At 73.7% G+C, this 18,520-nt stretch carries 14 protein-coding genes; 12 read left to right on the forward strand and 2 right to left on the reverse strand.

The features are described 5' to 3' along the window. The first annotated feature begins 178 nt into the window (after positions 1-178). The 4 genes from ABD946_RS41340 (at position 179) to ABD946_RS41355 (ending at position 4,625) form a co-directional block, all read left to right on the forward strand. On the forward strand, positions 179-2,734 hold the full coding sequence (locus tag ABD946_RS41340) for a DUF4118 domain-containing protein (RefSeq protein WP_345290871.1): 2,556 nt from the start codon (positions 179-181) through the stop codon (positions 2,732-2,734). Then, positions 2,731-3,411 (forward strand): response regulator, encoded by a 681-nt coding sequence (locus ABD946_RS41345; protein ID WP_345290872.1) that lies wholly within the window; start codon positions 2,731-2,733, stop codon positions 3,409-3,411. Before ABD946_RS41340 ends, ABD946_RS41345 begins: the two co-directional genes overlap by 4 nt. Before the next feature lie 84 nt (positions 3,412-3,495). Next, positions 3,496-3,900 (forward strand): OB-fold nucleic acid binding domain-containing protein, encoded by a 405-nt coding sequence (locus tag ABD946_RS41350; protein ID WP_345290873.1) that lies wholly within the window; start codon positions 3,496-3,498, stop codon positions 3,898-3,900. A gap of 2 nt (positions 3,901-3,902) precedes the next feature. Next, the gene (locus tag ABD946_RS41355) at positions 3,903-4,625 is read left to right on the forward strand and encodes a DUF3159 domain-containing protein (protein ID WP_345290874.1); all 723 of its coding nucleotides are present in this window, start codon (positions 3,903-3,905) and stop codon (positions 4,623-4,625) included. 45 nt (positions 4,626-4,670) lie between these two features. Here ABD946_RS41355 and ABD946_RS41360 read toward each other — a convergent pair whose 3' ends face one another. Next, the gene (locus ABD946_RS41360) at positions 4,671-5,342 is read right to left on the reverse strand and encodes a potassium channel family protein (RefSeq protein ID WP_345290875.1); all 672 of its coding nucleotides are present in this window, start codon (positions 5,340-5,342) and stop codon (positions 4,671-4,673) included. Then, positions 5,342-6,010 (reverse strand): potassium channel family protein, encoded by a 669-nt coding sequence (locus tag ABD946_RS41365; RefSeq protein ID WP_345290876.1) that lies wholly within the window; start codon positions 6,008-6,010, stop codon positions 5,342-5,344. The genes ABD946_RS41360 and ABD946_RS41365 overlap by 1 nt, the downstream gene beginning before the upstream one ends. A 238-nt stretch (positions 6,011-6,248) precedes the next feature. On the opposite strand from ABD946_RS41365, the gene ABD946_RS41370 reads away from it, so the two are divergent. From ABD946_RS41370 to ABD946_RS41405, 8 genes are all read left to right on the forward strand, one after another. Then, positions 6,249-8,306: an APC family permease gene (locus ABD946_RS41370; RefSeq protein ID WP_380149969.1), complete on the forward strand. Its 2,058-nt coding sequence runs from the start codon at positions 6,249-6,251 to the stop codon at positions 8,304-8,306. Positions 8,307-8,752: 446 nt separating this feature from the next. After that, a complete protein-coding gene (locus tag ABD946_RS41375; protein ID WP_345290906.1) occupies positions 8,753-10,078 on the forward strand; it encodes a class I SAM-dependent RNA methyltransferase in 1,326 nt (441 codons plus the stop codon). Between the two features lie 265 nt (positions 10,079-10,343). Beyond that, on the forward strand, positions 10,344-11,957 hold the full coding sequence (gene mdlC, locus ABD946_RS41380; RefSeq protein ID WP_345290878.1) for a benzoylformate decarboxylase: 1,614 nt from the start codon (positions 10,344-10,346) through the stop codon (positions 11,955-11,957). Positions 11,958-11,980: 23 nt separating this feature from the next. After that, a complete protein-coding gene (locus tag ABD946_RS41385) occupies positions 11,981-13,420 on the forward strand; it encodes an FAD-binding oxidoreductase (protein WP_345290879.1) in 1,440 nt (479 codons plus the stop codon). Next, positions 13,417-14,802, forward strand: coding sequence for a cytochrome P450 (locus ABD946_RS41390; RefSeq protein WP_345290880.1), 1,386 nt, complete (start codon positions 13,417-13,419; stop codon positions 14,800-14,802). Before ABD946_RS41385 ends, ABD946_RS41390 begins: the two co-directional genes overlap by 4 nt. A 181-nt stretch (positions 14,803-14,983) precedes the next feature. After that, positions 14,984-16,327 (forward strand): alpha/beta hydrolase family protein, encoded by a 1,344-nt coding sequence (locus ABD946_RS41395; protein WP_345290881.1) that lies wholly within the window; start codon positions 14,984-14,986, stop codon positions 16,325-16,327. A gap of 9 nt (positions 16,328-16,336) precedes the next feature. Next, on the forward strand, positions 16,337-18,250 hold the full coding sequence (locus tag ABD946_RS41400; protein ID WP_345290882.1) for a peroxidase family protein: 1,914 nt from the start codon (positions 16,337-16,339) through the stop codon (positions 18,248-18,250). Continuing rightward, complete coding sequence (locus ABD946_RS41405; protein WP_345290883.1) at positions 18,247-18,480, forward strand: hypothetical protein; 234 nt, start codon at positions 18,247-18,249, stop codon at positions 18,478-18,480. Before ABD946_RS41400 ends, ABD946_RS41405 begins: the two co-directional genes overlap by 4 nt. The last annotated feature ends 40 nt before the right edge of the window (positions 18,481-18,520 follow it).

Here is an 18,520-nt window from a genome sequence, read left to right on the forward strand (position 1 = left end):
GTGGGGAACAGGGGACTCCACAGCACCCCCTGCCCAGCGCGGGGGCGTGGGCGTCAAGAGACCGCTAAAACTACCGTTCGGCTCACCTGATCAGCGGATTTACGGGTAAATCACCGTAGGCTCGGGGGGTCGGACGGGTGTCCGGGGCTGGCCCCCGGCAGAGCGGGAACTGGTACGGATGGCGCGCGGCAGGCTGCGGATCTACCTCGGGGCGGCGCCCGGGGTCGGCAAGACGTACGCCATGCTCGCGGAGGCGCACCGCAGGGCCGAGCGCGGCACGGACGTGGTGGCGGCCTTCGTGGAGGACCACGGGCGGCGGCGGACGGCCGAGCTGACGGAGGGTCTGGAGCTGCTGCCGCGGCGGGAACTGACGTACCGGGGGGCGGTCTTCGGAGAGCTCGACCTGGACGCGGTGCTGCGCAGGCGTCCGGCGGTGGCGCTGGTGGACGAGCTGGCCCACACCAATGTGCCGGGCAGCCGCAACGCCAAGCGCTGGCAGGACGTCGAGGAGCTGCTGGAGGCCGGGATCGACGTGGTCTCCACCGTGAACATCCAGCACCTGGAGTCGCTGGGCGACGTGGTGGAGGGCATCACGGGGGTGCGGCAGCGGGAGACGGTGCCGGACGAGGTGGTGCGCCGGGCGGACCAGGTCGAGCTGGTGGACATGGATCCGGAGGCGCTGCGCCGCCGGCTGGCGCACGGGAACGTGTACGCGCCGGAGAAGGTCGACGCCTCGCTGGCCAACTGGTTCCGGCCGGGGAACCTGACCGCGCTGCGGGAGCTGGCGCTGCTCTGGACGGCCGACCGGGTGGACGAGTACCTCCAGCGCTACCGGGCCGAGCACGGGATCGAGGGGACCTGGCAGGCCCGGGAGCGGATCGTGGTCGGGCTGACCGGTGGTCCGGAGGGCGCCACCCTGATCCGCCGGGCGGCCAGGATCGCCGACCGGGCGTCCGGCGGTGAGCTGCTGGCCGTGCACATCGCCCGGTCCGACGGCCTGTCGGCGCCGGTGGGCGCCTCGCGGACGCTGATCGAGCAGCGCGCCCTGGTGGAGAGCCTGGGCGGCTCCTTCCACACGGTGCTGGGCGACGACCCGGCGCCGGCCCTGCTGGACTTCGCGCGCGGGGTGAACGCCACCCAGATCGTGCTGGGCTCCAGCCGCCGACCGGCCTGGCAGTACCTGTGGGGGCCCGGGGTGGGCGCCACCGTCACCCGGGACAGCGGCGACATCGACGTGCACACCGTCACCCACGAGCAGGCGGCCGTGGGCCGCGGCACGCTGCCGGTGCGGCGGGTCATGGACCTGGGCCGGACCAGGACGCTGCTGGGCTGGCTGATCGGGGTCGGCGGTCCTCCGCTGCTCACCCTGCTGCTGGTCCACGTGGACGGCCTGGGGCTCTCCACCGACATGCTGCTCTTCCTCTGCCTGACCGTCTGCGCGGCGCTGGTCGGCGGCCTCTACCCGGCCGTCGCCTCGGCGCTGGTGGCCTCCTCCTCGCTGAACTACTACTTCACGCCGCCGGTCCACACCTTCACCATCTCGGAACCGCGGAACATCCTGGCGGTGGCGATCTTCACCGCCGTCGGCATCGCGGTCGCCTCGGTGGTGGACCTGGCCGCCAGACGGACCCAGCAGGCCGCGCTCAGCCAGACCGAGGCGCAGTCACTGAGCGCGCTGGCCGGAACGGTCCTGCGCGGCACGCCGAACGGGAACGGGATGCTGGACGCCCTGCTGGACCAGGTCCGGGAGACCTTCCAGCAGGAGTCGGCCGCGCTGCTGGAGCGTCCTGACGACCACTCACCCTGGCGTCCGGCGGCGGCCCGCGGCACCGATCCGCCCGCGCGGCCCGAGGACGGCGACGTGGACGTGCCGGTCGGGGACCACCTGGCGCTGGTGCTGCGCGGCCGGGTGCTGCCCGCCGCCGACCGCCGGCTGCTCGGGGCGTACGCGGCCCAGGGGGCGGCCCTGCTGGAGCGCCGCCGGCTGCTCGGCGAGGCCGCCGCGGCCCGCCGGGAGGCCGAGGGCAACCGCATCCGCACGGCACTGCTGGCTGCCGTCTCGCACGACCTGCGCACCCCGCTGGCCGGGATCAAGGCCAACGTCTCCTCGCTGCGCACCGAGGACGTGGAGTGGAGCGCCGAGGACGAGGCGGAGCTGCTGGCCGGGATCGAGACCGGCGCCGACCGGCTGGACCACCTGATCAACAACCTGCTCGACATGAGCCGCCTGCAGACCGGCACCGTCGCCCCGCTGATCCGCGACACCGACCTGGACGAGGTGGTCCCGTACGCGCTCGGCGGCGTGCCGACCGGGGCGGTGCGGCTGGACGTGCCCGAGTCGCTGCCGATGGTGCGGGCCGACGGCGGGCTGCTGGAGCGGGCGCTGGCCAACCTGGTGGAGAACGCCGTGAAGTACAGCGGCGACGTGCTGGTGCGGGCCTCGGTGCTGGACCGGCCGGGGGCCGGACGGCGGGTCGAGGTGCGGATCGTGGACCGCGGGCCGGGGGTGCCGGTGGAGGCCCGGGAACGGATCTTCGCGCCGTTCCAGCGGTACGGCGACGCCCCGCGCGGGGCCGGCGTGGGGCTGGGGCTGGCGGTGGCCCGGGGCTTCGTGGAGGCGATGGACGGCACCGTCACCGCCGAGGACACCCCCGGGGGAGGACTGACCATGGTGGTCGCGCTGCCTGCGGCGGACCTGGACGACAACGACGAACGGAAGGTGGAGCCGGAATGACCCGGGTCCTCGTGGTGGACGACGAACCGCAGATCGTCCGCGCGCTGGTGATCAACCTCAAGGCCCGGAAGTACGAGGTGGACGCCGCCCATGACGGTGCGTCGGCCCTCGAGCTGGCCGCGGCCAAGCACCCGGACGTGGTGCTGCTCGACCTCGGGCTGCCGGACATGGAGGGCGTGGAGGTGATCCGCGGGCTGCGGGGCTGGACCAGGGTGCCGATCATCGTGCTCTCGGCCCGGCACGCCTCGGACGAGAAGGTGGAGGCGCTGGACGCGGGGGCGGACGACTACGTCACCAAGCCGTTCGGGATGGACGAGCTGCTGGCCCGGATGCGGGCCGCCGTGCGGCGGGCCGAGCCGGTGGCGGGGGAGGACGACGCGGTGGTGGTCACCGAGGGGTTCACGGTGGACCTGGCGGCGAAGAAGGTCAACCGGGACGGTGCGGACATCCGGCTGACGCCGACCGAGTGGCACCTGCTGGAGGTGCTGGTGCGCAACGCCGGGCGGCTGGTCAGCCAGACCCAGCTGCTGCAGGAGGTGTGGGGGCCGGCCTACCGGACCGAGACCAACTACCTCCGGGTGTACCTGGCCCAGCTGCGGCGGAAGTTGGAGACCGACCCGAGCCATCCGCGGCACTTCATCACCGAGCCGGGCATGGGCTACCGCTTCGAGCCCTGACGGGCGCCCGGAGCTCCCCGTCCTCCCTGCCGGAGGCGCCTCTCGCCCTGCCGTTCGGGGTCGTGAAACCGGTACCCTTCGGGCATGAGTGGTGACAACAGCAGCGAGCAGCCCCAGGGCCGTTTCCGCCGCATGCTCAGCCGCCTGACCTCCTCCGCCGAGGAGCTGGACGCGGCCGAGCTCCGGCAGGACACGGTGGAGGCCGGGTGCACCCCGATCGCGAGCGCGGGGGACCGCGAGGTGGTCACCGTGGCCGGGACCCTGCGCACCGTGACGCTCCGCCCGCGGGCCGGGGTGCCCGCGCTGGAGGCGGAGCTGTTCGACGGGACGGACGCCCTCGACGTGGTCTGGCTGGGCCGTCGTTCGATCATCGGGATAGAACCGGGCCGTCGCCTGATCGCGACCGGCCGGCTCAGCCACGCACGCGGGCGCCGCGTGCTCTTCAACCCCCGCTACGAACTGCGTCCGGCCGGACACGGGAGCGAGTGAGAGTGACCAACCTGCCCGGCGGCGAGCCCGCCACCCAGCTCGACCTGGCCAAGCCCGCCGATCCGGCGGCGGAGCCGGAGCGGGACGCCTCGAAGGAGGCGGCCGACACGGTGCTGCAGGCCTTCGGCGGCGTCCGCGGCATGGTCGACATGACCCTGCCCGGCCTGGTCTTCATCATCACCTTCAACGTCACCCACCAGGTGGCCCCGGCGGCCTGGGCCGCGCTCGGGCTGAGCCTGCTGTTCGTGGTGATCCGGCTGTTCCGCCGGGAGACGGTGCAGCACGCCTTCAGCGGCGTCTTCGGGGTCGCGCTCGGTGCGTGGATCTCGATGAAGACCGGCAAGGCGGAGAACTTCTACCTGCCCGGCCTGCTGTGGAACGTCGGCTACTGCGTGGCGCTGGCGATCTCGGCGCTGGTGCGCTGGCCGATGATCGGCGTGATGCTCGGCCCGATCACCGGCGAGATGTTCACCTGGCGGACCAAGAACCCGGGGCGGCTGGCCGCGTACACCAGGGCGACCTGGGCCTGGGTGGTGATCATGGGCATCAAGCCGCTGATCCTCTTCCCGCTGTACTTCACCGGGAACGTCAACCTGCTGGGCTGGCTGAAGGTCGCGCTCGGCATCCCGCCGCTGCTGCTGGCGATGTACGTGACCTGGCAGATCCTGCTCAAGGCGCCGCCGCCGATCAAGGCGGAGGTCGAGGAGGAGCAGGAGCAGAGCTGAGAAAAGGGCCCCCGAGGGGGCCCTTTTCCTTGTCCGGTACGGGAGTTACTGCTGGGCGGAGCCCGCCGAGAGGAGCTCCTCGAGCTCCTCCTCGCGCTCCTGGGCGGCCACGAACAGCAGCTCGTCGCCGCCGTCCAGGGTGTCGTCCTTGCCCGGCACCAGGACCCGGCCCTCGCGGATGATGGTGACCAGCGCGGTGTCGGCGGGCCAGGCGACGTCGCCGACCCGGGTGCCGACCAGCGCGGCGTCGCCGGCCAGGGTGAGCTCTACCAGGTTGGCGTTGCCCTGGCTGAAGCGCATCAGGCGGACCAGGTCGCCGACGCTGACGGCCTCCTCGACCAGCGCGGACATCAGGCGCGGGGTGGAGACGGCGACGTCCACGCCCCAGGACTCGTTGAAGAGCCACTCGTTCTTGGGGTTGTTGACCCGGGCGACCACCCGCGGCACGCCGTACTCGGTCTTGGCGAGCAGCGAGACCACCAGGTTGACCTTGTCGTCACCGGTGGCGGCGATCACCACGTGGCAGCGCTGGAGGGCGGCCTCGTCCAGCGAGGTGATCTCGCAGGCGTCGGCCAGCAGCCACTCGGCCATCGGGACGCGCTCGACCGAGATGGAGCCCGGGTTCTTGTCGATCAGGAGGACGTCGTGGCCGTTCTCCAGCAGCTCGCCCGCGATCGAGCGGCCGACCGCGCCGGCCCCGGCAATGGCGACTCGCATCAGTGCTCATCCTCCTGCGGACCCTGCGCGAACGCGGCCTCGACGGTGGTCAGGTCGGCGCGGCGCAGCATCACGTGCACCAGGTCGCCCTCCTGGACGACCAGTTGAGGGGTCGGCAGGACGCCCTCGCCCAGGCGGGTCAGGAAGGCGATCCGGGCGCCGGAGGCCTCCTCCAGCTCGGAGAGCCGGTGGCCGACCCAGGAGGGGGCGTAGGCGACCTCGGCGAGCTGGACGCTGCCGCTGGGGTCCTGCCAGAGCGGCTCGCCGCCGCTGGGGAGCAGGCGGCGCAGCATCTGGTCGGCGGTCCACCGGACGGTGGCGACGGTGGGGATGCCCAGGCGCTGGTAGACCTCGGCGCGGCGGGGGTCGTAGATCCGGGCCGCGACGTTCTCGACGCCGAAGTTCTCCCGGGCGACCCGGGCCGCGATGATGTTGGAGTTGTCACCGCTGGAGACGGCGGCGAAGGCGCCCGCCTCCTCGATGCCGGCCTCGCGCAGGGTGTCCTGGTCGAAGCCGACGCCGGTCACCCGGCGGCCGTTGAAGCCGGCGCCGAGCCGGCGGAAGGCGGTCGGGTCCTGGTCGACGACGGCCACCGAGTGACCCTGTTTCTCCAGGGCGCGGGCGAGTGCCGAGCCCACCCGGCCGCAGCCCATGATGACGATGTGCACGGGACGCCTACCTCACCTGGTCCGTGGGGAACATGACCTGCGCAGACACCGATCGTCATCCTTCCGCCCCCGTTCCGGGGGTCCTTCGGCCGAGTCGTTCGGCCCCGTGTGTGGCGGGTGAACCGGATGGTTCCCGCGTCCTCATCATGCGACACGCTAGCCGGTCCTCCGAACACAGTCCCGAGGAAGGGGGCCACCGGAGCGCACCTCCGCGGGGGGGAGCCCCTACGATTCCTCTGTGCCTATGCCTGCTGATCTACCGAAACGCATCCTGCTCGGTCGCGCCCTGCGCAGCGACAAGCTGGGCGAGACCCTGCTGCCCAAGCGCATCGCGCTGCCCGTGTTCGCCTCCGACGCGCTGTCCTCGGTGGCCTACGCCCCCGAGGAGATCCTGCTCACCCTGTCGGTGGCGGGCGTCTCGGCGATCCACTTCTCGTGGCAGATCGGCCTCGTGGTCGCGGTCGTGATGCTCGCGGTGGTGGCCTCGTACCGGCAGAACGTGCACGCCTACCCGAGCGGTGGCGGTGACTACGAGGTGGCGACCGTCAACCACGGGCCGAACTCCGGTCTGGTGGTGGCGAGCGCGCTGCTGGTCGACTACATCCTGACGGTGGCGGTGTCCACGACCTCGGGCGTGGCGAACGTGGTCTCGGCGGTGCCGGCGCTGCGGGGCCACGAGATGGCGATCTCGATCACGCTGGTCGTGGTGCTGATGGGGATGAACCTGCGCGGGGTGCGGGAGTCGGGGACGGCGTTCGCGATCCCGACCTACGCGTTCATGATCGGCATCATGGGCATGATCGGCTACGGCATGGTCCGGAGCGTGTTCTTCGGTACGGACATGCCGGCCGAGAGCGCCGGCTTCCAGCTCCAGGCGCTGCCCGGGGACGAGAACCTGGCCGGCTTCGCGCTGGTCTTCCTGCTGCTCAAGGCGTTCTCCTCGGGCTGTGCGGCGCTGACCGGCGTGGAGGCGATCTCCAACGGCGTGCCGGCCTTCCGCAAGCCGAAGAGCAGGAACGCGGCGACCACGCTGCTGATGATGGCGCTGTTCGCGGTCGTGATGTTCATGGGCATCATCTACCTGGCCCGGCTGACGGGGGCCCAGATGGCGGAGGACCCGAGCCAGTTGGTGGGCGCCCCGGCGGACTACCACCAGAAGACGGCGCTGGCGCAGATCAGCGAGGCGGTGTTCTCCAACTTCACGCCGGGCTTCTACTTCATCGCCGCCGTGACCGGCCTGATCCTGGTGCTGGCCGCCAACACGGCCTTCAACGGCTTCCCGGTGCTCGGCTCGATCCTGGCCCAGGACCGCTACCTGCCCCGGCAGCTGCACACCCGCGGCGACCGGCTGGCCTTCTCCAACGGCATCATCCTGCTGGCGGGCGCGGCGATCCTGTTCATCGTCGCCTTCGACGCGGATCCGACCCGGCTGATCCAGCTGTACATCGTCGGCGTCTTCGTCTCCTTCAACATGAGCCAGTCGGGCATGATCCGGCACTGGACCAGGCTGCTGCGGGTCGAGAAGGACCCGAAGAAGCGCTCGCACATGCAGCGCAGCCGGGCGATCAACGCCTTCGGCCTGGTGATGACGATGGCCGTGCTGATCGTGGTGCTGGCCACCAAGATCAGCCACGCCTGGATCGCGATCGCCGCGATGGTCGTGCTGTTCGTGATGATGAAGGCGATCCGCCGCCACTACGACCGGGTCTCCCGCGAGCTGGTCGCCGCCGAGGTGCCGGACGACGTGGTGCTGCCGACCCGGGTGCACGCCATCGTGCTGGTCTCCAAGCTGCACAAGCCGGCGCTGCGCGCGCTGGCGTACGCCCGGCTGGCGCGCTCGCACACCCTGGAGGCGGTCACGGTCAACGTGGACCCCAAGGACACCGAGGCGCTGCGGCGGGACTGGGACGAGCGCGGGATCGAGATCCCGCTGAAGGTGCTGGACTCGCCGTTCCGCGAGATCACCGGCCCGGTGCTGGACTACGTGAAGAACCTGCGCCGCTCCAGCCCGCGCGACGTGGTGATGGTCTACATCCCCGAGTACGTGGTCGGCCACTGGTACGAGCACCTGCTGCACAACCAGAGCGCGCTGCGCCTGAAGGGCCGTCTGCTGTTCAAGCCGGGCGTCATGGTGACCTCGGTGCCGTGGCAGCTGGAGTCCTCCGAGCGGCGCCGCCCGCAGAAGGCGTGGTCCGCTCCCGGTTCGGTGCGGCGCGGTGAACCGCGTCCGCAGCGCGTAGAGTCGAAGGCTTCCAGCAACGCCGCCAGCAACTCCACCAAGGACGCCGATTCGTGACCCGCAACAACCCGCCCCGTTCCTCCGGCGCCGGACGCTCCGGCGGTTCCGGCAAGGGCTCCGGAAAGGCCAAGTCCACCGGCGGCAAGCCGGGGCAGGTGGCCCGTCCGCGCTGGAGCTCCAAGCCGGCCCGGCCGACGGCGACCGACCGTGACGGCTACACCGCGCAGACCGCGCCGCGGGTGCGCGACGAGGAGCAGCCGCAGGGCCAGGCCGCGCCGACCGCGGCGGCGGCCTCCGCGCTGTGGAAGAAGGGCAAGCTGCCCGGGGCCAAGGCCGCCGCCAAGGTCACCGCCGAGTCCGTTCCGGGGGCCGGGAAGACCGCGAAGAAGCAGACGGTGCGCCCGCCGAAGGCGCTGCGCACGGCGCAGCCGGCCGCGAAGGCGGCCCGTCCGGCGAAGGCGCTCAAGGCCCCGGCGGCGCCGCGGGTCCCGTCCGGCGACCCGCTGGTCGGCGAGCGGTACGAGGTCGAGGTCGGCCCGGTGGCGCACGGCGGCGGGCACTGCGTGGCGCGGCACGAGGGCCGGGTGCTGTTCGTCCGGCACGCGCTGCCGGGCGAGCGGGTGGTCGCCGAGGTGACCGAGGGCACCACCACCTCGCGCTTCCTGCGGGCCGACGCGGTGGAGGTGCTGGAGGCGGCCAAGGAGCGGATCGCCGCGCCGTGCCCGTTCGCCGGCCCCGGCAAGTGCGGCGGCTGCGACTGGCAGCACGTCACCCCGGGCGGGCAGCGCAAGCTGAAGGCCGCGGTGCTGACCGAGCAGCTGGCGAAGCTGGCCGGTCTGACGCCGGAGCAGGCGGGCTGGGACGGCAGCGTCGAGCCGGTCGGCGGGAAGCTGGCGGCCGGTGAGGTCCCGGCCTGGCGGACCCGGATGCAGTACGCGGTGGACCCGGAGAGCGGCAAGGTCGGTCTGCGGCGCCACCGTTCGCACGACGTCGAGCCGGTGGACCGCTGCCTGATCGCGGCCGAGGGCGTCACCGAGCTCGGCGTGGAGTCCCGCGACTGGCCCGGCGTCACCTCGGTCGAGGTGATCGCGGCGAGCGGCTCCTCGGACCGTCAGGTGATCCTGACCCCGGCTCCGGGCGCGCAGCTGCCGCTGGTGGAGCTGGACCGGCCGGTGTCGATCTCCCGGATCGACGAGCAGGAGCTGTTCCACCGGGTGCACGGCCGGACCTTCGTCCGGGAGCGGGCGGCCGGGCGGACCTGGCGGGTCTCCAACGGCGGTTTCTGGCAGATCCACCCGGAGGCGCCGGAGACCCTGGTGAACGCGGTGCTGGACGGCCTGGACCCGCAGTGGGGCGAGAGCGCGCTGGACCTGTACTGCGGCGTGGGCCTGTTCGCGGGCGCGCTGGCCGACCGGGTGGGCGAGGACGGGGCGGTGCTCGGCATCGAGTCGAGCAAGCAGGCCGTGGTCGACGCCCGGCACAACCTGGCCGAGCTGGACAACGTCCGGATCGAGTGCGACCGGGTGGAGAGCCTGCTGCCGCGCACCGGCATCACCTCGACCGACCTGATCGTGCTGGACCCGCCGCGCGCGGGCGCCGGGCGGGAGACGGTCCGTCACCTGGCCGGCCTGGAGGCCCGCCGGATCGCGTACGTGGCCTGCGACCCGGCCGCGCTCGCCCGTGACCTGGCCTTCTTCCGCGAGGGCGGTTACCGGCCGGTCGCGCTGCGGGCCTTCGACCTGTTCCCGATGACCCACCACTTCGAGTGCGTGGCGATCCTGGAGCCGGTGGAGCCCGTCGAGGACGAGCGGCCCGCCTGGGACCGCTGACGTCCCGTCATCCCTGAGTGCTGCTGACGCCCCGTCGGACCACGGTCCGGTGGGGCGTCGGCGTGTGGTGGTGTGTTCGGTAGCGCGAGCCGGAGGCGTGCGCCGGTCGGATCCGGCGCACGCCCCGTTCGTAGGCCTTTTGCTCCTGGGGGTGGAAGGGTGTCCGCCGGGCGGGTGAAGCTCACCCGTGCGGAGGTGAGGGAGCGGGGGGCGAACCACTAGGCATGGGTTCCAGGTCAAGTTCCGACTTGAGGGGGAATCACCCATGTCGTCCGTCCGCCACGCCGTCCTGGACGTGCTGCGCGCCCGCGGGATCACCACCGTCTTCGGCAACCCGGGCTCCACCGAGCTGCCGATGCTGCGGGACTTCCCGGCCGACTTCCGCTACGTGCTCGGCCTCCAGGAGGCCGTGGTGGTCGGGATGGCGGACGGCTACGCGCAGGCGGGCGGCCGCACGGCGCTGGTCAACCTGCACACCGGGCCCGGGACCGGCAACGCGATGGGCGCGATCCTCAACGCCCGCGCCAACCGCACCCCGATGGTGGTCACCGCGGGGCAGCAGGTGCGGGCGATGCTCACCATGGAGGCACTGCTCAGCAACCCGCAGGCCACCCTGCTGCCGCAGCCCGCGGTGAAGTGGGCGTACGAGCCGCCGCGCCCGGCCGACGTGGCGCCCGCGCTGGCCCGGGCGGTGCAGCTGGCCGAGACCCCGCCGTGCGGGCCGGTCTTCCTCTCGCTGCCGATGGACGACTTCGACGCCGAGCTGACCCCGGGTGAGCTGCGCGCGGCACGGGCCGCCGCCGAGCGCCGGGTGGTGCACGCGGGGGCGCCCGACGCCGAAACGATCCGCTCGCTGGCCGGTCGGATCGCCGGGGCGCGCAGCGCCGTCCTGGTGGTGGGCGACGACGTGGACGCGGCCGGGCCGGGGACCTGGGACGCGGTACTGGCGCTGGCGGAGCACACCGGGCTGCCGGTCTGGGCCGCGCCGGTGGCCGGGCGGGTCTCCTTCCCGCGCAGCCACCCGCAGTACCGGGGCGAACTGCCGCCCGCCATCGCCCCGTTGGCGCGCTGCCTGGAGGGGCACGACCTGGTGGTGGTGATCGGGGCGCCGGTGTTCCGCTACTACCCGTACGTGCCGGGGGAGTACCTGCCCGAGGGGGCCGGCCTGGTGCTGCTCACCCGGGATGCGGAGGAGGCGGCGCGGGCGCCGGTCGGTGACGCGGTGGTGGCCGATCTGGCGCTCACCGCACGGGCGTTGACGGAGCGGCTGGCGGCGGGTGCCCCGGTGGGCGGCACGGTCGCGGAGGAGCCGCGGGACGGGCTGGGCGAGGACGGCCGGCTGAGCCCGTACGGCGCGCTGCGGGCGGTGGCCGAGGGCGCGCCGGCCGGGACGCTCTGGGTGAACGAGTCGCCCTCCAACGTCCCGCAGTTCCACCGGGCGACCAGGATCAGCGCGCCCGGCTCGTACCTGTTCTCGGCCGGCGGCGGCCTCGGGTACGGGGCGGCCGCCGCCGTCGGGGCCCAACTCGCCGTCCCGGAGCGGCCGGTGGTCGCGGTGCTGGGGGACGGCTCGGTGCACTACGCCGTCCAGGCGCTGTGGACGGCGGCCCGCTACGACCTGCCGGTCACCTTCGTGGTGCTGAGCAACGCCCGCTACGCCATCCTCGAGTGGTTCGCCCAGGTGGAGCGCACCCCCGGCGTGCCCGGGCTGGAGATCCCCGGGCTGGACATCACCGCCATCGCCACCGGCTACGGGGTGCGCGCGCACCGGGCCGTGGACGCGGCCGAAGTCACCAAGCTGGTGCGGGAGTCCACCGCGCGCAGGGACGGGCCGGTGCTGATCGACGTCCCGGTCGCCACCGAACTCCCCACCCTCTAGCGCCACTTCCGGAAGGCAGCGCCATGTCCGTCATCACCGAATCCACGCCGGCCAGGCCGGTCGCCCGGCCGGCCGGCCCGCTGGTCACCCGGCTGGGCGAAGGCCTCCCGGCCGACGCGCTCTCCACCGACCCGGAGGTGCTCGCCGCCCACGCGCACGACGCCGCGCCGTTCTCCGAGCACGGCAGGCCCGCGGTCGTGGTCCACCCGGAGACCGCCGAGCAGGTGCAGCACGTGCTGCGCACCGCCTACGAGCTCGACGTCCCGGTGGTCCCGCAGGGGGCCAGGACCGGCCTGGCCGGAGCGGCCAACGCCGAGGACGGCTGCGTCGTGCTCTCCACCACCCGGATGGACCGGATCCTGGAGATCGACCCGGCCAACCGGCTGGTGCGCTGCGAACCGGGCGTCGTGACACGGGACCTGGACCGCGCGGTGGCCGCCTATGGTCTGACCTACCCGCCGGACCCGGCCTCCTGGGCGGTCTGCACCATCGGCGGGAACATCGCCACCGGCGCGGGCGGCATCTGCTGCGTCAAGTACGGCGTCACCGCCGACTACGTGCTCGGCCTGGACGTGGTGCTGCCCGACGGGCGCCGGATGCGCACCGGCCGGGACACCGTGAAGGGCGTCGCCGGGTACGACCTGACCAGGCTGCTGGTCGGGTCCGAGGGCACGCTCGCGGTGGTGGTCGGGGCGACCCTGGCGCTGCGGCCCGCCCGGCCGCCGGCCCTGGCCATGCTGGCCCAGTTCGGGACCCTGCCCGCCGCGGGCGCCGCCGTCGCCGCGATCACCGCCGCCGGCCACCTGCCCTCGGCGCTGGAACTGCTTGACCGCACCACCACCAGGGCGGTCGCCGGACTCGGCCACCCGATGCTCGACGGGGACCGGGCCGCCACCCTGATCGTGGAGAGCGACGCCGCCGACCCGGCCGCCGAACTCGCCGCGATGGCCGCGCTCTGCCGGGCCGCCGGCGCGATCGAACTCACGGTGGCCGCCGACCCGGACCAGAGCCGCCGGGTGATCGAGGCCCGGCGGATGGTCACCCCGGGCCTGCAGGCCATGGTCGCCCGGCTGCCCGGCGAGCCGACCGCCTTCATCGAGGACGTCGCGGTGCCGCGCTCCCGGCTGGCGGAGCTGGTCGGCCTGATCGAGGGCATCGCCCGCCGCCACGACCTGACCGTCGCCACCCTGGGCCACGCCGGCGACGGCAACCTGCACCCCACCGTGCTCTTCGACCGCACCGACCCGGACGCCACCCGGCGGGCCCGGGTCGCGTACGACGACATCATGGCCGCCGCACTGGCCCTCGGCGGCACCAGCACCGGCGAGCACGGCATCGGCACCCTCAAGCGGGACTGGCTGGCCCGGGAGCTCGACCCCGTCGCGCTGGAGCTGCACCGCGGGCTCAAGCGGCTGTTCGACCCGAAGAACCTGCTCAACCCGGGGAAGGTCGTGAGCGCGTGAGCACCTCGGTGCAGGCCCCGGGCGAACCGCGGGTGGCCGCGCCCCGCGCCGGGGAGCCCGTGCGGGCCGGACGGGCGCAGACGCTGCGGTTCGTCTCCACCCACACCCTGCCCGCCTTCGTCCGGGGCGTGGCCTCCGCCCGGCCCGGGGTGGTCAGGGCCTACGCGGCGCTCGGCCAGTCCGCCTGGTCCTTCGCCACGCTGCGGGCGATGAAGCGCCGCCACGGCGGCGCGCCGGTACTGGTCCGGGGGCTCTCCGGACCGGTGCTGGTGCTGCTCGACCGCCCCGAGCTGGAGCAGTTCTACGCCGAGCCGGTGCGGACCCTGGCGATGGACGCGCCGGACAAGCACCGCAGTCTGTCGGTCTTCGAACCCACCGGCGTGATCTGCTCGCACGGCGAGCTGCGCGAGCGGCGGCGGGAGGTCAACGACCGGGTGCTGGCGGCCGGTTCGCCGTCGCACCCGTCCTGCGAGCCGTTCCTGGCCGTGGTCGCGGAGGAGGTCCGGACCCTGACCGCCGGACGGGCGCTGGACACCGCCGCGCTCCAGCGGGCAGCGAGCCGGATCGGGCGGCGGACGGTGCTCGGGGACGCCGCGGCGGACGACCAGCCGCTCACCGACCTGCTCCTCGCGCTGCGCCGCGAGGCCAACTGGATGGGCCTGCGCAAGGGCCCGGCCCGGGAGGCCGCCGCCCGGTACGCCAGGGCCGACGCCCGGCTGGCCGCGTACGCCGCCGACGCCCCCGGCCACACGCTGCTCGGCCGGGTGCGCGCGCACCCCGACCCGACCGGGGAGCTCGACCCGGTCGGCCAGGCCCACCACTGGCTGCTGGCACTCGACCTGCTCGGCACCATGCTCGCCCGCACCCTGCTGCTGCTCGCCGCCCACCCGGCGGAGCAGCACGCGGCGTGGGCGGAGGTGGAGGCGGGCGGCCCGGCCGGGGGCTCGGCCGGGGCCGGGCTGCCGAGGGTGCGGGCCTGCGTGCGGGAGGCGCTGCGGCTGTTCCCGCTGGTGCCGGACCTGGTGCGGGTGACGCGGGCCGAGACCACCTGGCGGGGCGTCAGGCACCCGGCCGGGACGACGCTGCTGCTGCCCGCGGCCTTCCACCAGCGCGACCCGGAGCAGGTGCGGGGGGCGGACCTGTTCGTCCCGGCGCGGTGGCTGGTGCCCGGGGCCGAACTCGACCCGGTGATGGCCCCGTTCAGCCACGGCGGGGGGCGCTGCCCGGGGGAGGACCTGGGGCTGCTGGTGCTCACCGCCCTGGTCGCCGAGGTCCTGCGCGGCCACCGCGTCACCGCCCGCCGCCCCCTCCTCGACGCCCACCGCCCCCTGCCCGGCTCGGTCGACCTCACCACTCTCCGGCTCGGCCTCGTCCCGCGCTAGTGGTGATCCCGGGGACGCGGGGGAACTGCGCGCATCGGAAGGCGGCTCACCTGCACCTCATGCACCGTCAGCCAGTTGCACGTGCTGCCGTTCCCCTGCGCGCAGTTCCCCGCGCCCCCGGTGCAGCCACTCACGTCCCCCGCGCACCGTCCCTGTCCCTTGTCGGGAGGATCCGATCCCCATGCCCCACACGCTGGCCACCGAGCCGGACGTCGCCACCCTGCACCACCTGTGCCGCGAACTCGCCGAGGCCGCCGAGGCGGTGGGCGAGGCCGCCGCGTACGTCTCCGAGCTGACGCTGGGCGCCCGTGCGCCTGAGGCCGTGCGCCGGGGTGCCTGGCGCGGTCTGCTGCGGACCCTCACCGATCCGGCCGGCCTCGGCTGGGCGCCGCGCGGGCGCGGCCCGCTGCCGCGGGCGGCCTGGCTGGCCGGGGTGTTCACCAGCCGGGAGAGCCTGGCGGTCAGTCTGGCGGTGGCCGGGCTGAAGGCGCGGATCCGGGCGGCCGCCGTCACCCACCCGGAGCTGCTGGAGAACCCGTCCACCAGCCGCATCCTGGCCGCGATCGAGCAGGACCGGCAGCGCGACGCCGTCCGGATCTTCAGGTCCCTGCTGGAGAGCGACGGCGCCGAGCACGCCTTCGCGATGCTGGCGCCCTCCTTCGCCGACATCCTGGCCTGGAACGCGCTCACCGACGAGAACCCGCTCAACGACGGGGCCGGCTGGCAGGTCGCGACCGGGAAGGCGATGACCGCCGAACCGCTGCTCGGACTCGGCGCCGGCTTCTGGGAGTTCTTCGACCGGGGGCCCGGCCGGGCCGAGCCGCTGGTGCCGGACGCCGCGCTGGCCGCCGGCCTGGACACCACCGGCACCATCACCGGCTACGTGCGCAACATCGACCTGATCGGCACCGGCGGCACCCTGCTGGTGCAGCGGGTGACCGGGCCGGACGGGGTGCTCCGCTACGTGGTCCAACTCGCGGGCATGGCACGGAGCTTCAACGCCGACAGCCCGCAGGACCTGGTGGGTGCCTTCAACGCCGTGGGCCGCCCCGACTCGCCGTACGCGCGGGCGGTGGCGAAGGCGCTGCGCTCGTTCATCCCGTCCGGCGCCGAACTCGCCCTGGTCGGCCACAGCCAGGGCGGCGTCACCGCGATGAACCTGGCCGGGAACCGGGACCTGACCGCCGTCTACACCGTCACCCACGTGGTGGCGATCGGCTCCCCGATCGACGCCAAGCGCCCGGCCGACCCCAGGACCAAGGTCTTCTCGCTGGTCAACGAGCACGACATCGTGCCCAGCCTGGAAGGCCGTTCGGCCCTGTCGCCGTACGCGCTGCCGGCCGGGTTCACCGAGTACACCTGGGTCGACGACACCCGGGCCTTCCCGCTCTGCCACGCCGCCGAGCGCTACGCGCACAACCTGGAGTTCGAGGCCACGGAGGCCGCCTCCCACGTGGACGCCGAACTGGCGCCGTACCGGGGCCGGGTGACCGGCAACCGCCTCTTCTCGCTCTACGACCGCTGAGGGACCGCGATGACCGAGACCAGTACGCCCCGCAGCGAGCCCGCCGCTGCCGTCCTCCCCGCGGCCCGCCAGGTGCCGCCGACCGCGCCGCCGCCCGCGCCGCGGGCACCCTCGGCCGCAGGCCCCGCCTACGGCCCGCCCGGCGTCCTGGAGCGCCTGGGATCGGCCGTCTTCGCCCGGGTCAACCGGAGTCGGGAGTGGCATCAACTGCCGACCCCCATCGGCCTGTTGAACCTCAAGGTGATCCGCGACGAGCTGCGCCGGCACAACCTGCACGACACCTACGGCGCGGGCGGCGAGCGGCCGCGCCGCCCGAGCGCGACCCTGGCGCCGTACCGCTCCTACGACGGCTCCGGCTACGACCCGTACGACGAGGACATGGGACGGGCCGGCACCCGGCTGGACCGCAACGCCCCGCTGGAGCTCTGCCACCCGGGCAGCGAGCGGGAGTTGATGACCCCCAGCCCGCGCGAGGTCAGCCTGCAGCTGCTGGCCCGCCGCTCCTTCGTCCCGGCCCGCAGCCTCAACCTGCTGGCGGCCGCCTGGATCCAGTTCGAGAACCACGGCTGGGCCAACCACGGCGACAACGCGGAGGCCGAGCCGTTCACCGTCCCGCTGGCGGACGACGACGACTGGGCCGCCTGCCCGATGCGGGTCAAGCGCACCCGCCCGGACTCGCTGGCGCACACCACGCCCGGCGCGCCGCCCACCTACGAGAACACCCTCACCCACTGGTGGGACGGCTCGCAGGTCTACGGCTCCGACGAGGCCACCTGCCGCTCGCTGCGCACCGGTGAGGACGGCCGGATGGCGCTGCCCGGGGGCCGGCTGCCGGTCGACCCGCGGCCGGGGATGGGCTGCCTGGACGCCACCGGGATGAACGGCGACTACTGGGCGGGGCTGTCGCTGCTGCACACCCTGTTCGCCAAGGAGCACAACGCGATCTGCGACCACCTGCGCTCGCACCATCCGGCCTGGGACGACGAACGCCTGTTCCACACCGCCCGCTTGGTGAACACCGCGCTGATGGCGAAGATCCACACGGTGGAGTGGACCCCGGGCATCCTCGACACCCCGGTGCTGCACCGGGCGATGAACGCCAACTGGTACGGCGTGCTGCCCCGTTGGGTGAGCCGGCGGTTCGGCCGGATCGGCAAGGGGGAGATGCTCAGCGGCATCCTCGGATCGCCGACCGAGCACCACGCGGCGCCGTTCTCGATGACCGAGGAGTTCGTCTCGGCCTACCGGCTGCACCCGCTGATCCCCGACGAGCTGACCGTCCGCGACCACCGCGGCGGCGGCGTCCGGCACCGCATCGGCCTCGACGACATGCAGGGCGCCACCACCCGCAGCTCGGTGGACCAGTTCGGGATGAGCGACCTGTTCTACTCCTTCGGCACGGCCCACCCCGGCGCCCTGGTGCTCCACAACCACCCCGACGGGCTGCGCGACCTCGCCCGGCTCACCGGGGAGCACCTGGACCTCGGCACGGTGGACGTGCTCCGCGACCGCGAGCGCGGCATCCCCCGCTACAACGCCTACCGGCAGATGCTCCGCAAGCGCCCCGTCACCTCCTTCGAGGAGCTGACGGGCGGTCACCGGGCGGACAGCAAGCTGCTGGAGGAGGTCTACCAGGGCCGGCTGGACCTGGTGGACACCCTGGTCGGGAACCTCGCCGAGCCGCGCCCGGCCGGATTCGGCTTCAGCGACTCGCTGTTCCGGATCTTCGTGCTGATGGCCAGCCGGCGGCTGAAGAGCGACCGCTTCTTCACCACCGACTACCGCCCCGAGGTCTACACCCCCGAGGGCCTGCGCTGGATCGACCGCAGCACCATGGTGACGGTCCTGCTCCGGCACCACCCCGAACTCGCCGACGCCCTCGACGGCGTGACCAACGCCTTCGCCCCCTGGAGCCGACCGTGACCGAGTTCCCCGCCGCACGCCGTCCGCAGCCGTCCGCGCCGGTCGCCGGGCTGCGCCTGCACGCCACCGCCCTGCGCGAGCACGAGGAGCGGCTGCTGAAGGCCGTCGCCGCACTGGGCTGGGAGGGCCCGCAGGCGGAGGCGTTCCGGGAGCGGATCACCGAACTGGCCGCCCGCTGCGGCGCGGCGGCCGACGGTCTGGCCCGGTCCGCGGGGCGGATGGAACGGTGACCGGCGAGCCGCCGCCCGTGGTGCCCTTGTCCTCGGGGCC

This window comes from Kitasatospora albolonga, assembly GCF_039535905.1.
GTDB lineage: Bacteria > Actinomycetota > Actinomycetes > Streptomycetales > Streptomycetaceae > Kitasatospora > Kitasatospora albolonga.

What these genes read in the sequence shown, in the direction of transcription:
- ABD946_RS41340 (WP_345290871.1), top strand. Translation starts at nt 179, where the DNA reads ATGGCGCGCGGCAGGCTGCGGATCTACCTCGGGGCGGCGCCCGGGGTC.
- ABD946_RS41345 (WP_345290872.1), top strand. Translation starts at nt 2,731, where the DNA reads ATGACCCGGGTCCTCGTGGTGGACGACGAACCGCAGATCGTCCGCGCG.
- ABD946_RS41350 (WP_345290873.1), top strand. Translation starts at nt 3,496, where the DNA reads ATGAGTGGTGACAACAGCAGCGAGCAGCCCCAGGGCCGTTTCCGCCGC.
- ABD946_RS41360 (WP_345290875.1), bottom strand. Translation starts at nt 5,342, where the DNA reads ATGCGAGTCGCCATTGCCGGGGCCGGCGCGGTCGGCCGCTCGATCGCG.
- mdlC (WP_345290878.1), top strand. Translation starts at nt 10,344, where the DNA reads ATGTCGTCCGTCCGCCACGCCGTCCTGGACGTGCTGCGCGCCCGCGGG.
- ABD946_RS41385 (WP_345290879.1), top strand. Translation starts at nt 11,981, where the DNA reads ATGTCCGTCATCACCGAATCCACGCCGGCCAGGCCGGTCGCCCGGCCG.
- ABD946_RS41395 (WP_345290881.1), top strand. Translation starts at nt 14,984, where the DNA reads ATGCCCCACACGCTGGCCACCGAGCCGGACGTCGCCACCCTGCACCAC.
- ABD946_RS41400 (WP_345290882.1), top strand. Translation starts at nt 16,337, where the DNA reads ATGACCGAGACCAGTACGCCCCGCAGCGAGCCCGCCGCTGCCGTCCTC.